The following is a 13,688-nucleotide window of genomic DNA, read 5'->3' as shown; positions in this document are numbered from 1 at the left end:
TGCTCGTGGTCGGGGCGGGCGGGAGCGGGGCCGTGCTGGGCGCGCGCGCTCAGCGAGGATCCCGGGTGCGAGGTCGTGGTGCTGGAGGCCGGGCCGGTGCCGTCCGCCTTCCCCGGCGACCTGCTCGACGCCCGGCTCGTCCCCGGGGCGCGGCCGGGCCATCCGGCCGTCCGGACGTTCCCGGCGCGGCTCGCGCCCGGTATGCCGTACATGGCGGCGCGGGGGCGGGTGCTCGGCGGGTCGACGACGGTGAACGGCGGCTACTTCGTGCGGGCCCGGCGCGCGGACTTCGACCGCTGGGCGGAGGCGGGCGGGGACGGGTGGTCGTACGAGCGGGCGCTGCCGTTCATGCGCGCGCTCGAGAACGACCTCGACCACGGGGCCACGGCCCTGCACGGGGACCGGGGGCCGATGCCCGTGCGCCGGACCGGCCTGGAGCATCCCGCGGCGGCGGCGTTCCGGGACGCGGCGCGCGAACTCGGGTATCCGGACGAACCCGACAAGAACGCCGAGGAGCCGCCCGGGTTCGGGCCGGTGCCGTCCAACTCCGTGGACGGGCGCCGCGTCAACACCGGGCTCGCCTACCTGCTCGGCGCGGCGTCCGCGCGGCCGAACCTGACGGTCGCGGGCGGCCGCGGGGTGCGGTCGGTGGTCGTCCGGGGCGGCCGGGCGACGGGCGTCGTGGCCGCGGACGGGACGGTCCTGGAGGCGGACGAGATCGTGCTGTGCGCGGGGGCCCTCGCCACGCCGCACCTGCTGCACCTGTCGGGGATCGGGCCCGCGGCGGACCTCGAACGGGCCGGGATCGCGGTCGTCCGGGACCTCCCGGTGGGCGCCGCGCTCAGCGACCACCCGCAGATCGTCGTGGAGTGGACGCCCCGGCGGCCGCTCGGCGGCCCGTCCGGTTCGTGGCTCGGCGGCGCCCTGCACCTGCCGTCGTCGGACGGTCCGGCGGCGGGCGACCTCGAGATCCTGCAGTCGCTCGTGCCGATGGCCGGGCTCGTCGGCGGGCGGGTCGCCGTCCCCGGCATGCCCCTGGCCTTCCTCGCGTCGGTGCAGACGCCCCGGACGTCCGGGAGCCTGCGCACCGTGTCGGCCGACCCGGACGTCCCGCCGGAGATCGACTACGGGTACCTGCGGACGGGCGCGGACCGCCGCCGGATGCGCGAGGCCGTGCGGGCGACCGTCGCGATCGTGCGCGCCGGGGCCTTCGGGGAGGTCTGCGCGGGGACGGTCGAACCGGTCCCGGTGGACGACGACGGCGTGCTCGACGCGTGGATCCGCGCGCGCCTCGGGACGTCGCAGCACACGTGCGGCACCGTCCCGATGGGCCCGGCGGTCGACGCCCGCGGCAGGGTGCACGGCGTGCGCGGGCTCCGCGTCGCCGACACCTCGATCCTGCCGGCCGCGCCGCTGCGCGGCCCCGCCGCGACGGCCGTCCTCATCGGCGAGATCGCCGCGGCGGACCTGCGCCGCGAGTGATCACCGCGGGGCGGCGCCGAGTTCGGCGAAGCCCGCCTCGACCCGCCGGAGCGTCTCGTCCAGCAGGTCCGCCAGGGGCGTCCCCTCCGGAGCGGACAGCCAGTGCTCGTAGGCGGCGACGGCGGCCGCCAGGATCACGCTGCCCGCGAGCCGGGGCGCCATCGCCGACGCGCGCTCCCCGGTCCGCGCGGCCACGAACTCGGCGACGATTTTCCGCCAGGACGCGTAGCGCAGCGTCGCGTCCGCCTGCAGGGTCGGCACCGTCAGGATCAGCTCCATCCGCTGCCGGTGCCACGGCACCTCCTGCGGGTCGAACCGGTTGAACTCCACGACGGCGTGCCGGACGGCGTCCATGATCGGCGTCGCGGGGTCGGTCTCGTCCAGCAGGCTGCGCAGCCACCGCAGCTGCTCGTCGAAATCGCCCCACACCAGGTCGTTCTTGGACGCGAAGTAGCGGAAGAACGTGCGCCGCCCGATCCCGGCGGCGGCCGCGATGTCGTCCACGGTCGTCTCGTCGAACCCCTGCCGGGCGAACAGCTCGAAGGCCAGCCGCTCCAGGGCGGGCCGCGAGGTCACGCGCGGCCGTCCCATCACCCGGCGGCCGTCGCCGAACCTGTCACTGGACCTGTCACCGGACGACGTCACCCCACCAGGTTCCCACGCCGGGACGCCGCGCGCTCAGCCCAGCGACAGGCTGATCGCCTTCGTCTGCCCGTACTCGTGCAGCGCCTCGATCCCTTTCTCGCGTCCGTGGCCGCTGTCCTTGAACCCGCCGAACGGCGTCTCGATGGTGAGCGGGCCGCCGTTCACCGACACCTGGCCCGCGTCGATCCGCTCGGCGAGGCGCAGGCCGCGGGCGACGTCGCCGGACCAGACGGCCGCGACGAGCCCGTAGTCGGTGTCGTTCGCCCTGGCGAGGGCCTCGTCCTCGCCGGTGAACGGCATGGTGACCAGGACGGGCCCGAAGAGTTCCTCGCGCGCGACCGGCGCGGACGGCGGCACCCCCGCGTAGACGGTCGGGCGGATGTAGCGGCCGCGCGCCGCCGCGCCGTCCGTGTACGCGGACCCGCCCGTCACCGGTGTCAGCCCGGCGGCGCGGGCCGCGTCGAAGTGCCCGAGGACCTTGCGGAACTGGTCCTCGGTGATGATCGGCCCGAAGTCCGTGCCGGGTTCGAGCCCGCCGACCGCGTCGACGATCCGTGCGACGACCTCGTCGTGCACGGAGGACTCGATGAGCAGCCGGGCGGTGGCCGAGCACACCTGCCCCGCGTTGGTGGCGACGGCCGCGACGGCGGCGGCGACCGCCCGGTCGAGGTCGCGTCGGCGAACACCACCAGGGGCGACTTGCCGCCGAGCTCCAGCGTCACCGGGACGAGCCGGTCGGCGGCGACGCCCGGCCAGGCGCCGTCCCGTGGCGACCGACCCGGTGAACGTGATGCGCCGGACGCCCGGGTGCGCGGCCAGCGGCGCGCCCGCGTCCGGCCCGGTGCCGGTCACGACGTTGAGCAGGCCGTCCGGGAGTCCGGCCGCGGCGGCCAGCCGCGCCAGGTGCAGCGTCGAGGCCGAGGTGAACTCCGACGGCTTCGCCACGACGGCGTTCCCGGCGGCCAGCGCCGGGGCCAGCGCCCGGCACGCCTGGTTCAGCGGCAGGTTCCACGGGGTGATCGCCGCGATGACCCCGTACGGCTCGAACCGCGTGTAGGTGTGGTGCCCGGCGCCCTGGTCGATGGTGCGCCCGCCGTGGGCGCGCAGCACGCCCGCGTAGTACCGGAAGTAGGCGGCCGACATGTCGGCCTCCATGCGGAGCTGCGCCGGGGTCTTGCCGGTGCACGCCCGCTCCAGTTCCATCAGCTCACCGGCGTTCGCCTCGATCGCGTCGCCGATCCGGTGCAGCGTCTCGGACCGTTCCGCCCCCGGCCGCCGCGCCCACTCCGGCTGGGCCCGGACGGCGGACGCCACCGCCCGTTCGACGTCGGGCGCCGAACCGGCCGCGATCTCGTCGCCCGGCTCCCGCGTCGCGGGGTCGACGGTGGGCAGGTAGGCGCCGCCCGCCGGCCGCTCGTCCTTGCCGCCTATCCAGTGGTCGTGGCGAACCGGCACGCCGTCCTCCTTGCGATACGAAGACTCTCCGATCACAAGAATAGTATTCTCGCGCGGTCACGCCCAGAGCGCCTCGGCCGCCGCGATCCCGGCGGCCACGGCGAAGATCCCCGCGACGACGCTGACCAGCACGTTCGCGGCGGCGAGCAGTCGCGCGCCCGACTCCGCGAGCCGCAGCGTCTCGTACGAGAACGTCGAGTAGGTCGACAGCGCCCCGCACAGCCCGGTTCCGGCCAGCAGCCGCACCGGATCCGACGCCGCGCCGTGCACGACCGCGCCGGTCAGCACGCCCAGGACCAGGCAGCCGAGCACGTTGGCGGCGAACGTGCCCCAGGGGAACGCCGTGCCGTTGCGGGCCTGCACGGCGCGGTCGGCGAGGTAGCGCAGCGGCGCCCCGGCCATCGCCCCGGCGACGACGAGCAGCCAGGTCATCGGGCCTCCGGGACGAGCCGCCGGGTCAGGGCCGCCGCGCCCCACGCGCCGCGACCGCGACGACCGGCGTGGCCGCCAGGTACGCGATGCCGAGGCGGGCGTGACCGTCCCCGAGCAGGCCGTGGACGTCGGCCGCGTAGGCGGAGAAGGTCGTGAACCCGCCGAGCACGCCGGTGCCGAGGAACGGCCTGACCAGCCGGTGCGGCGCCCGCGCGCGGGCGAGGACGGTCATCAGGACGCCGGTCAGGGCGCAGCCGAGCGCGTTCACCGCCAGCGTCGTCCAGGGGAAGGCGGACCCGTGGACGGGCCACAAGAGCGAGGCGCCGTAGCGCGCGGCGGCTCCGAGCCCGCCACCGGCCGAGACCGCCGCGACCACCGCGGCCTCGCCCCGGACGCGCGACGGCGCGGCGACGGCCTTCTCACGGGGGATCGAGGGGAACGTCATCGTGGGCGTCTCCTACTCGTGCGGGCCCGGACGTCCGGGCGCGTCGACCACAAGCAGGGACCGTTGGCGGCGACGATGCCGCGGTTCGGGTACGGCGAGCCCCACCGCCGTTCGCGCCGCCCAGCATACCCGGGCGTGCGCTTTGCCAAGGCTTGGACGCCGCCCGCGCATTCATGTCCGAAGCGTTCGCGCGCCGGTTCCTACCATGAGTTCATGATCGTCACGTGCGGCGGTGCGCCGGGGCACGATGCGCCCGGGTGAACCGCGTCCGGGCGCGACCCGGTACGGGGCCCCGGTGCGGCTGTGGCGGGCGCTCGAACGGCGCCGCCCGCCCGGGTTCGGCCGCGTCCGGGCATGGCGGAGCCCGCTGCGCGGGCCGTGGCTGACGTCGGTGTTCGCGGTCGTGCTGCTGGCCGGGCTGCCCATCGTGACCGTCACCGGGCTGCTGTCGTACGCGGCGTACTCGCCGCGGTTCGGGCAGGCGTTCCCGCCGGACGCCGGGTGGCTGCGGCTGCCGTACTTCGAGTGGCCGACGCGTCCGGCGTGGCTGTACCGGGTGACGCAGGGCCTGCACGTCGTCCTGGGGCTGGCGCTCGTGCCGGTGGTGCTCGGCAAGCTGTGGTCGGTCGCGCCGAAGCTGTTCGCCTGGCCGCCCGCCCGCTCGTTCGCGCAGCTCCTCGAACGGGTGACGCTGCTGCTCCTCGTGGGCGGGATCCTGTTCGAGATCGTCACGGGCGTCCTGAACATCCAGTACGCGTACGTCTTCGGGTTCGGCTTCTACGAGGGGCACTACTACGGCGCGTGGGTGTTCATCGGCGCGTTCGCCGCCCACGTGACGATCAAGCTGCCGCGAATGGTGCGGGCGCTGCGGTCCCGCCCGTTCCGCGACGCGCTGCGCGACGACCGTCCGGAACCTCCCGATCCGGACGGGCTCGTGCCCGCGGCCCCGCGCCCGGCGACCATGACGCGGCGGGGCGCCCTGGCGTTCGTCGGCGGCGGGAGCCTCCTGGTCGCGGTGATGACGGCGGGGCAGGTCATCGGCGGCGCGGCCCGCCGGACGGCGTTCCTCGCCCCGCGCGGCGGACACGTGCCCGGACCCGGCGAGTTCCCCGTCAACCGCACCGCGGCCGCGGCGGGGATCACGGCCGAGGACGTCGGCGCGCGCTGGCGGCTCGTCCTGCGCGGCGGCGGGCGCACCCTGGAACTGGACAGAGCGGACCTGCTCGCACTCCCGCAGCACACCGCCGAACTGCCCATCGCGTGCGTCGAGGGATGGGCGACGGTCCGGACGTGGAGCGGCGTTCGGCTCCGCGATCTCGCCGCGGCCGCCGGCGTCCCGGAACCGGCGTCGGCGTACGTGCGGTCGGCCGAACGGTACGGGGCGTTCAACCAGGCCACGCTGCAGGCCAACCAGGTCGCCGACCCCGACTCGCTCCTCGCCCTGCGCGTCGACGGCGCCGACCTGCCGCTCGACCACGGCCGTCCGGCCCGCGTGATCGTCCCCGCCCTGCCCGGCGTGCACAACACCAAGTGGGTGCGCCTCATCGAGTTCCGGACGCGCTGACGTGCGCGCGGCGACCGCCCGGCTGCGCGCCCGCTACGGCGCGGGCCCGACGCACCTGCTCGCGCTCGCCGTCTGCTTCGCGCTCGCCGGGTACGCGGCGCTGCGCGTCTTCACGACGACGCCCTGGCCGTTCGTCCTCGCGTGGTTCGCGGGCGCCGCCGTCGCGCACGACCTCGTCCTGTTCCCGCTCTACGCCCTCGCCGACCGGTCGCTCACCGGAGCGTCGCGCGCCCGGCCGGGACGCCCTTCGCCGGTGAACCATCTCAGGGTGCCGTTCGCGGCGTCGGGGCTGCTGCTCCTGCTGTTCTTCCCGATGATCACGCGGTGGAGCGAGCGGGACTACACGGCCGCGAGCGGCCGCACCGAGGACCCGTACCTCGGGCGCTGGCTGCTGGTCACCGCCGCCCTGTTCGCCCTCAGCGCCGCCCTCTACGTGCTCCGCCTCGGCTTCAGTAAAGGCCCGGATACCGGGACGGCTCGCCCCCCGGAACCCCCGGCATCGGACGGTCCGGGCGGTAGGGGGCGAGCGCCGGTTCGGCGGCCGCGCCGACGATCTCCCCGGCGACCAGGCCGGCCAGGTACGGGGCGAGGGTGATGCCGCTGTGGGTGACGACGGTGTACAGGCCGGGCCGCTGCGGGCCGACGAGGGGGCGGCCGTCGAGCGGCAGCGGACGCACGCAGCGGCGCACCCGGTCGAGGCGGGCGGCCAGGCCCGGGAACACGGCGCGGGCGCGCGGTCGAGCAGCTCGGCGGCGCGGGCGTCCAGCTCGGCCTGCGGGGTGGCGAGGTCGGTGGCGGCGTCCAGGTCGGCGGCCTCCAGCACGAGACCGGCGACCGGCGTGGGGCGCAGGTCGAGGCCGGGGGAGTGCACGACGCCGTTGAGCAGGCCCGGGACCGGCGTGGTCGTCGCGGTGAGGCCCGGCGCGGACGACCCGGGCTGCCGCGGGCGTCCACCAGCGGCGGCACGATCCCGGCGGTCGCGAGCAGCGCGGGGCTGTGCCGGCCGGCGGCGCAGATCGTGACGTCGGCGGTCAGGTCGTCGCCGGTGGACGTCCGGACGCCCGTCACGCGGTCGCCGCGCACGTTCAGCCGCGTCGCGGACGTCCCGGAGAGGACCCCGGCCCCGGCCTCGCGGGCGCGGCCGAGCAGGGCGCACCGCGGCGGAGCCGTGCACGTGCCCCTCGCCGGGGAACCGGGCGATGACCGCGTCGGCGGGCGGACGCAGCGACGGTTCGGCCTCGCGGAGCAGCGCGGCGGTGGTCGGCGTCGCCGGATAGCCGAGGTCGCGCAGCCGTGCGACCCGGTCGGCGAGGGCGGCCCGTTCGGACTCGGCGACGGCCCACGCGCTGTTGCCCGCGAACCGGCACCAGGCCGGGTCGCCGAACTCCGCGGCGACCCGCCGCCAGGCGTCGAGGGCCGCGACCCGGAACGCGTGGTACGCGGGGTCGGCGGGATCGTTGGCGTTGAGCCAGGCGTAGCTCGCGCCCGACGTCCCCTCGCCGGGCCGGTCCCGCTCGACCAGCGTCACCTCCGCGGTGCGGGCGAGCCGGTCGGCCAGGGCGGCGCCGATGATCCCGGCGCCGACGATGACGATGCGCATGACCACAGGGTCGCACGGGCCGCCGCGCCCGGCCCGTCAGCGGGGCGGGTTCTCCGGCCGGACGCCGCGCAGCGCGTCCCCGCCGAACACCGGCTCGAAGAGCGACGAATAGTCGGGCCCCCGCCGCAGATGGTGCCCGCCGTCCACGTTCAGGACCTGGCCGGTGATCCACGACGACTCGGGCCCCGCGAGGAAGGCGACCGCCCCGGCGCTGTCCTCGGGTTCGCCGACCCGCGACAGCGGCATGCACGACAGGTAGTCGTCCAGGACGGGCCCGGTGTCGGCGATGCCCGCGACGAGTTCCGTGCGGACGACCCCGGGGCGCACGCCGTTCACGCGGACGCCCGCCGCCGGTGACCAGCGCCGCCGTCCCGTCCAGGCTCCCCATCCGCCCTCCCGGCGTAGTTTATATTGAATACTTGATTCGATCAGGTTAGCGTGCTGATCGGCTCGCCGCCGAGGCGGGCCGAGCCCGCCCGGCTCCGTACGGAAGTGAGGACCATGTCGTCGAGGAATCCGTTGCAGTGGCTCGATTCGGCGTTCGGCGCGAAAGCGATGAAGGCCCTGTCGCGGGCGCACGTCGAGCTGTACCGCGTGACGGACGGGCGGCTCGGCGCGACGTGGCGGTTCGGCGCCGCGTTCCCCGGCGGCGTGCCCGTCTGCCTCCTCACCACCCGGGGGCGCAAGACCGGCCGGGAACGCACCCTGCCGCTCGTCTGCATGCCGGACGGCGACCGCGTCCTGCTCGTCGCCTCGCAGGGCGGCCTGCCCCGGCACCCGCTGTGGTACCTCAACCTGTGCGCGGACCCGCGGGTCGTCGTGCGGCTGCGCGGGGACGTCCGCCGCATGCGGGCCCGCGCGGCCGCGCCGGACGAGCGCGCCGAGCTGTGGCCGCGCGTGGTCGCCTTCTACGCCGACTACGGCAACTACCAGTCGTGGACGGACCGGGAGATCCCCGTCGTGGTCTGCGAGCCCGCCTGAACGCCTTGTCGCCCGCGCCCGTCAGGACGATCACCCGCACGGAGTCGCCGTGCCGCAGGGCGCGCCGGCGGTCGTGCAGATCATCGATCATCTGCATGTCGAAGGCGTTGTGGACCTCGGGCCGGTTCAGCGTCACCCGGTCGATGCCGTCCTCGGCCCTGTAGTCCAGCGTTTGTACTGCGGCATTCGGCGGTCCTCCGGAGCGGGTTCTCGCGTCATGTCAGGTCCAGGGTGCCCAACGCGCGGATCGCGGCGCACGACCGGGCGGCCATGGCGAGGAACATCAGGTCGCCGCGCTCGGTCGGCGTCCCGTAGGCGCAGCCGAGGACGGTGATCAGCGGCCCCTGCAGCGCCGCGAACCGGTAGTCGTCGAAGCAGGCGTCGAGGTCGTAGCCGGTGACGCCGTACCGCAGGAGTTCGGTGTGGTAGCGGCCGACCAGGTCGCGTTCGCCGGCGGCGCGGTCGTCCGGCGACAGGCTCGTCCCGAGGAAGTACGCCAGGTCGCGCAGCGGATGCCCGACGCCGAGCGTCTGCCAGTCGACCGCCGTCACCCGCCCGTCGTCGGCGAACAGCAGATTGTCGAGCCGGTAGTCGCCGTGGACGAGCCCGAAGCGCTCCGGCCGTCCGACGACCCACGCGGCGATCGCCTCCGCCGACCGCCGCAGCGTCCGGACGTCCGCGTCGGCCAGCCGCCCGGCGAACCGTTCGACGAACGTCTCCACGGCCGGGCCGAACACCTCGCCGAGCTGCGCCGCGTCGCCGTCCCCGACGGCGTTCAGCCACGGCAGGTCGAGGAGCGTCGGGTCGCACCAGCGGGGGCCGTGCAGCCCCGCGAGGTTGACGACCGCGCCCGCCGCCTGCTCGGGCGTGCACCCGGCGAGCTGGTCGCCCTGCACCGCCGGATGGAGGTCGTCCAGCAGCAGGACGAAACTGGTGCCGTCGTCGGAGATCGCGCCGTAGTGGCAGCGCGGCGTCCGCACGTCCACGGTCGCGGCGAGGTCCCGGTAGAACGCCACCTCCGCCCGGTACACGGGCCAGAGGAACGCGCGGGAGCCCTCGTCCTCGGCGGCGAGCTTGGCGACGAGCCGGCGCGGGACGCCGTCCGCGCCGTCCGCGCACTCCAGGCGGAGCCGGTAGCACGCGCCGATCTGCCCCGACCCGACCTTCTCCCACCCGACGCCGGTGACCGGAGCCTCGAAGATCTCGCTGAGCGCCGCGGGGGTGAACCCGTCCGGCGTGTCGATGACGTGCATGCCGTCAGCTCCTCCCCGGGTTGCGGGGGACATCGGCCATCCGCGTCGGCCGGACCTTCCGGTACGCCTCCACGACCGGTTCGACCTCGGACGGCGTCACCCCGTGCAGGATCACGCCGTCGGCCCCGGCGTCGAACTGGTCGACGACGCGCCGCGCGCAGCCGTCCGCGCCGCCGGTCGCGGCCGCCTCGAACCACGCGGCGGGCAGCAGCTCCCCGACGCGCCGGAGCTGGTCGGGGGTCGCCACGGCGTCGAACGCGCCGGGGAACCCGGCGACCAGGTCGTCCGCGCGGAACCGGGCGAGGACGGCCGGGTCCCAGCCGTTGAGCCGGACCAGCAGGTCCCCGTACCCCTGCAGGTAGGTGGCCAGCCGCCCGGTGAGCTTGCGCAGCCGCGCCTCCTCGTCGAGGTGGTCGCCGACGGTCGCCAGCACCGACCACACCCGCACCTTCGCCGGGTCCCGCCCGGCCCGCTCCGCGCCGCGCCGCACCGCCGCCACCGACCGCGCGAGGGTCTCGTCGGTGAAGAACGTGTGCAGGACGACCGCGTCCGCGACCGACCCCGCGAACTCGAGCGTCCGCTCGCCCATCGCGGTGAGCAGGACGGGGATGTCCTCGTCGAACGACGCGTCCTGGTTCAGGTACGGGAAGTCGCCCGCCGGGCCGTGATGGTCGACGACCGCCTCGCCCCGCCACAGCCGGCGCACGATGCCGATGAAGTCCTCCAGCTGCGCGGTCGTCACCCGGGGGAGGCCCATGACGTCGAACAGCATGTCGAACCCGCGGCCGAGGCCGAGCGCGAACCGTCCGCCGGTCAGCCGGTGCATCGTCGTCGCGAACGTCGCGGTGAGCAGCGGATGCCGCGTGTTGTGGTTGGTAGCGGCGGTGGCGATCCCGAGCCGTTCGGAGACGGCCCCGGCCGCGCCCGACAGGGTCGCGGCCTCCTTCGCGGCGAACCGCTCCGACAGGAACACCGACCCGAGGCCGAGCCGCTCGCCGTCCCGCACCTGGCCGAGCAGGTCGCGCGGCGAACCGGAATGGCCGGGCAGCCCGTAGAAGCCGAGCTCGGGCAGGTCGCCGGTCATGACCGGCCCCGCCGCGCGCCGTCGGCGTGAACCTGACCTTGAGCGGCTCGTACCCCGACACGAAGTTCGCCGGACGGTTCCGCGCGGTCGGACTCCGGCATGTGCGTCGCCTCCAGCGAGTTCGCCCGTGGACCCGTGCCGGGCGCCCGATCGGGCGCCCGGTTGTAAAACTTGATGCTATATATAATCGCGGTCCTGCCAATAGGTCTAGCGGCGGGTCAGCCGCGCGGGACGTCGCGCCAGGGGCGACCCTCCCACGGGTCGGGTTCCTTCGGCGGGCCGGTGTTGGCGCAGCATGCCGCGCACCTCGGCAGGCATGGCGGCCGCGTACAGCCGGCACCACACCTCCGCGTTCGACACGGTCTCCGGCAGGAAGCGGAGCCGCTGCTCGTGCGTCCCGTGCTCGAAGAGGGCGGGCGCGGCGAGGTCGAGGCCGAGCGGGTTGAGGCGCGGCAGGTGAAACCGGACGAGCTTATATATTAAATCCATTCTTCAACAAGGGTCGGAGGAGCACACCATGACCGGTGCCGCCCGAGACGGCCTCGCGATCCGCGGCGTCGTGGCCCGGATCGCCCACCTGTCCGACCACGGCGACCTCGACGACTACGGCGACCAGTTCGCCTAGGGCGCCGTCTGGGAGATGCCCGGCGCGCCCGCCAAGCACGGCCGCGCCCAGATCGTCGCCGCCGGTGCCGGACGCCGCCTGGAATCGGTGGGCCACTACCGCGAAGCCTTCCGCTGCGGCCCGTCCGGCTGGCGCGTGGCCCATCGGCGCATCACCCTCGGCTGACGTCCGGAACCGGCCGGGCCGGGACCCCTCCCGCGCCCGGCCGGAAACAATGACGGCAACAAACGTCCGTTCCGTGCCGAAGGGACCAAATGGAAGAACCAACGCAGGCCGTGCCGGACGCGCCGCCGCCGCCTCGCAAGCACGATCGGCTCGCCGTCGCCGCCGCCAACGCATCACTGTTCAACGTCGGTTACCTGATGATGGGACGGCGCAGGCTCGCCGCCGCCACCGGACTGGTCACCCTCGTGCTCATCATCGTTCTCACCACCGCCGCCCGCTCGACGTGGTTCGAGATCGTGTTCCTCCTCTGGTGGCTGGGCCTCATCGGGCACGGGTGGCACCTCGCCCGGCCGCACGCCGCGCACGGCGGCTACCGCGTGGTGGCGCTCTGCGTCACGCTCCCGGTACTGGCCACCGTGGGCGTCCTGCGCGTCGACGCCGTCGCGATCGACGGCACCGCCGCGCAGGCCCGCCGCGACGGCGACTGCGCGAAGGCGCTGGACGCGCTGCGCGGGATCTGGTTCGGCCACCGCCTCACCGCCGCACCGCTCGCCGCCCGCGGCGACGACACCGTCCGGGCGTGCCGTCGGCTGGAGAAGGCCGCGGCCGAGCTCACCACCGCGCTGACCGGGGACACCACGGCGCTGAAGGCCGGCTTCGACGGCCTCGCCGCCGTCCTCGCCGACGTGCCCGGCCACGAGCGGATGGTCGGCGCGACCCTGGACCGCTTCCTCAAGGGCCTGCCCACCCAGGACGCCTGCGTGACGGCCCGGCTCACCGACTGGCTCCGCGCCAGGAAGCTGAGCAAGGACCTGCTCGCCCCCACCACCGCCGTCGTGGACCGCACCGCCCCGGCCGCGCTCGTCAAGTGCGGTGACGCCCTCATGTCCTCCGACTCCTGGAACTCGGCGCGCTCGCGTTACCAGCAGCTGGAACGCCTGTACCCGGGCAACGCGCTCATCACCGAGGCCAAGGCCGGGGCGAAGAAGGCGACCCTGGCCATCGAGCTCGCGAACGTCCGCGAGCTCCTGAAAACGGACGAGGGCTCACAACCGGAGTACTGCTCCAGCCCCGCGCAGTACAGCGGAGCCAAAGCCTACGGCGACGGCACCAACCGCGCGCTCTTCTACGGCGACGACGACTACGCGAGCCAGCTGCCGGGCAAGTGGCGCACCACCGACCCCACAGAAGCCGTCCTGGTCGTGTGCATGGACGAGCCGAAGTACGGCCCCGTCCAGCAGAGCTGCCCGTACAGCTACGACGGCGGCAAGCGCGTGACCGTGAAGTTCCACAGGATCGATATACCGCTGAAGGCGTACGAACTGCGGACCGGGAAGGTCGTGTCCGACACCAAGGTCCGGATCGGCGGCGGAAGCTGCCCCGCCGTCATCCCCTACACCACGTTCGGCGGCGTCGACACCGGCCCGCCCACGAAGGACTTCGTGGACCCGTCCGACTCGAACGTCCGCGCCGCCTTCGAGTCCCTGATCACCGGCGACTGACCCGGCACGAGCCCTCCTCCGCACCGCCTGAACGGCACGGGCGCCCACCCCGCCCGCCCGTGCCGCCCGTGGCGAACGGTCGGCCGCGCTGGCGACGTTCGTCGGGGCGGGCGGCGCGACGTTCCTGCAGGGACCGCCCGCCATGCACTCGGGCGCGCCCGGCCGAGCGCCCGTCCGGTCCGGTGCGCGTCGCGGTGACCGGGGCAGCGGACGTCCCGCCGGGTTTCGACGACCTGCGCGAGAAGCCGGGCGTCCGGACGGTGTTCATCACCGAGGCGGGCGGAGCGGGCACCATGACGCGGGAGGGCGGTCCCGTCGAGGCGGTGGCGCGCACGTCCTGCGTGCGGCTGCGCATCGCGGACGGGACGGGCGAGATCTTCGCGTGAGGACCCGGGCTCATGGCCGGATACCTGGACGATCCGGACGTCACCGCGACCGCGCTCCGCGACGGGTGG

15 protein-coding genes and 1 pseudogene are annotated in these 13,688 nt (G+C 75.0%); 6 read left to right on the top strand and 10 right to left on the bottom strand.

Features of this window, described 5'->3' with window-relative positions; genetic code table 11:
• Positions 1 to 1,482, top strand: a 1,482-nt coding sequence (locus BJF79_RS16510) for a GMC family oxidoreductase N-terminal domain-containing protein (protein WP_262402120.1), incomplete at its 5' end; no start/stop codon positions are given.
• Here the strand turns inward: BJF79_RS16510 and mftR are convergent.
• The 4 genes from mftR to BJF79_RS16490 all read right to left on the bottom strand — a co-directional run bounded on the left by mftR (position 1,483) and on the right by BJF79_RS16490 (position 4,459).
• Complete coding sequence (mftR, locus tag BJF79_RS16505; protein WP_075898487.1) at positions 1,483 to 2,073, bottom strand: mycofactocin system transcriptional regulator; 591 nt, start codon at positions 2,071 to 2,073, stop codon at positions 1,483 to 1,485.
• Positions 2,074 to 2,160: 87 nt separating this feature from the next.
• On the bottom strand, positions 2,161 to 3,582 hold the full coding sequence (locus tag BJF79_RS16500; protein ID WP_158079196.1) for an aldehyde dehydrogenase family protein: 1,422 nt from the start codon (positions 3,580 to 3,582) through the stop codon (positions 2,161 to 2,163).
• Positions 3,583 to 3,639: 57 nt separating this feature from the next.
• Positions 3,640 to 4,014, bottom strand: coding sequence for a fluoride efflux transporter CrcB (gene crcB / locus BJF79_RS16495; RefSeq protein WP_075898483.1), 375 nt, complete (start codon positions 4,012 to 4,014; stop codon positions 3,640 to 3,642).
• A gap of 25 nt (positions 4,015 to 4,039) precedes the next feature.
• A complete protein-coding gene (locus BJF79_RS16490; protein WP_187357008.1) occupies positions 4,040 to 4,459 on the bottom strand; it encodes a fluoride efflux transporter FluC in 420 nt (139 codons plus the stop codon).
• Between the two features lie 247 nt (positions 4,460 to 4,706).
• On the opposite strand from BJF79_RS16490, the gene BJF79_RS16485 reads away from it, so the two are divergent.
• Positions 4,707 to 6,023, top strand: a complete 1,317-nt coding sequence (locus BJF79_RS16485; RefSeq protein WP_075898498.1) for a molybdopterin-dependent oxidoreductase — start codon at positions 4,707 to 4,709, stop codon at positions 6,021 to 6,023.
• Here BJF79_RS16485 and BJF79_RS53350 read toward each other — a convergent pair.
• Both BJF79_RS53350 and BJF79_RS60215 read right to left on the bottom strand, forming a co-directional pair.
• On the bottom strand, positions 6,001 to 7,623 hold the full coding sequence (locus BJF79_RS53350; RefSeq protein ID WP_143219971.1) for an FAD-dependent oxidoreductase: 1,623 nt from the start codon (positions 7,621 to 7,623) through the stop codon (positions 6,001 to 6,003). The genes BJF79_RS16485 and BJF79_RS53350 overlap by 23 nt on opposite strands.
• 36 nt (positions 7,624 to 7,659) lie before the next feature.
• The gene (locus tag BJF79_RS60215; RefSeq protein ID WP_075898479.1) at positions 7,660 to 7,959 is read right to left on the bottom strand and encodes an SDR family oxidoreductase; all 300 of its coding nucleotides are present in this window, start codon (positions 7,957 to 7,959) and stop codon (positions 7,660 to 7,662) included.
• A 183-nt stretch (positions 7,960 to 8,142) separates the two neighbouring features.
• Between BJF79_RS60215 and BJF79_RS16470 the strand changes: the two genes are divergently transcribed.
• Positions 8,143 to 8,604 (top strand): nitroreductase family deazaflavin-dependent oxidoreductase, encoded by a 462-nt coding sequence (locus tag BJF79_RS16470; protein WP_316043357.1) that lies wholly within the window; start codon positions 8,143 to 8,145, stop codon positions 8,602 to 8,604.
• A gap of 10 nt (positions 8,605 to 8,614) precedes the next feature.
• On the opposite strand, the pseudogene BJF79_RS66955 reads toward BJF79_RS16470, so the two are convergent.
• From BJF79_RS66955 to BJF79_RS16450, 4 genes and pseudogenes are all read right to left on the bottom strand, one after another.
• Positions 8,615 to 8,749, bottom strand: a pseudogene (locus BJF79_RS66955) (enoyl-CoA hydratase-related protein); the annotation flags it as partial.
• A 70-nt stretch (positions 8,750 to 8,819) separates the two neighbouring features.
• Positions 8,820 to 9,857 carry a phosphotransferase family protein gene (locus BJF79_RS16460; protein ID WP_075898473.1) on the bottom strand — a complete coding sequence of 346 codons (1,038 nt, stop codon included), beginning with the start codon at positions 9,855 to 9,857 and terminating at the stop codon, positions 8,820 to 8,822.
• A 4-nt stretch (positions 9,858 to 9,861) separates the two neighbouring features.
• Positions 9,862 to 10,941 carry a TIGR03857 family LLM class F420-dependent oxidoreductase gene (locus BJF79_RS16455; protein WP_075898471.1) on the bottom strand — a complete coding sequence of 360 codons (1,080 nt, stop codon included), beginning with the start codon at positions 10,939 to 10,941 and terminating at the stop codon, positions 9,862 to 9,864.
• A 207-nt stretch (positions 10,942 to 11,148) separates the two neighbouring features.
• Positions 11,149 to 11,430 carry a hypothetical protein gene (locus tag BJF79_RS16450; protein WP_075898469.1) on the bottom strand — a complete coding sequence of 94 codons (282 nt, stop codon included), beginning with the start codon at positions 11,428 to 11,430 and terminating at the stop codon, positions 11,149 to 11,151.
• 151 nt (positions 11,431 to 11,581) lie between these two features.
• On the opposite strand from BJF79_RS16450, the gene BJF79_RS55490 reads away from it, so the two are divergent.
• The 3 genes from BJF79_RS55490 (at position 11,582) to BJF79_RS16440 (ending at position 13,619) form a co-directional block, all read left to right on the top strand.
• On the top strand, positions 11,582 to 11,731 hold the full coding sequence (locus BJF79_RS55490; protein WP_158079195.1) for a hypothetical protein: 150 nt from the start codon (positions 11,582 to 11,584) through the stop codon (positions 11,729 to 11,731).
• 89 nt (positions 11,732 to 11,820) lie between these two features.
• Positions 11,821 to 13,233: a tetratricopeptide repeat protein gene (locus BJF79_RS16445; protein WP_075898467.1), complete on the top strand. Its 1,413-nt coding sequence runs from the start codon at positions 11,821 to 11,823 to the stop codon at positions 13,231 to 13,233.
• A 194-nt stretch (positions 13,234 to 13,427) separates the two neighbouring features.
• Complete coding sequence (locus tag BJF79_RS16440; RefSeq protein WP_143219970.1) at positions 13,428 to 13,619, top strand: hypothetical protein; 192 nt, start codon at positions 13,428 to 13,430, stop codon at positions 13,617 to 13,619.
• The last annotated feature ends 69 nt before the right edge of the window (positions 13,620 to 13,688 follow it).

The organism is Actinomadura sp. CNU-125 (assembly GCF_001942465.1).
Taxonomy (GTDB): domain Bacteria; phylum Actinomycetota; class Actinomycetes; order Streptosporangiales; family Streptosporangiaceae; genus Spirillospora.
The sequence above is the reverse complement of the archived record's forward strand: the minus strand, read 5'-3'. Positions and strand labels throughout refer to the sequence as shown.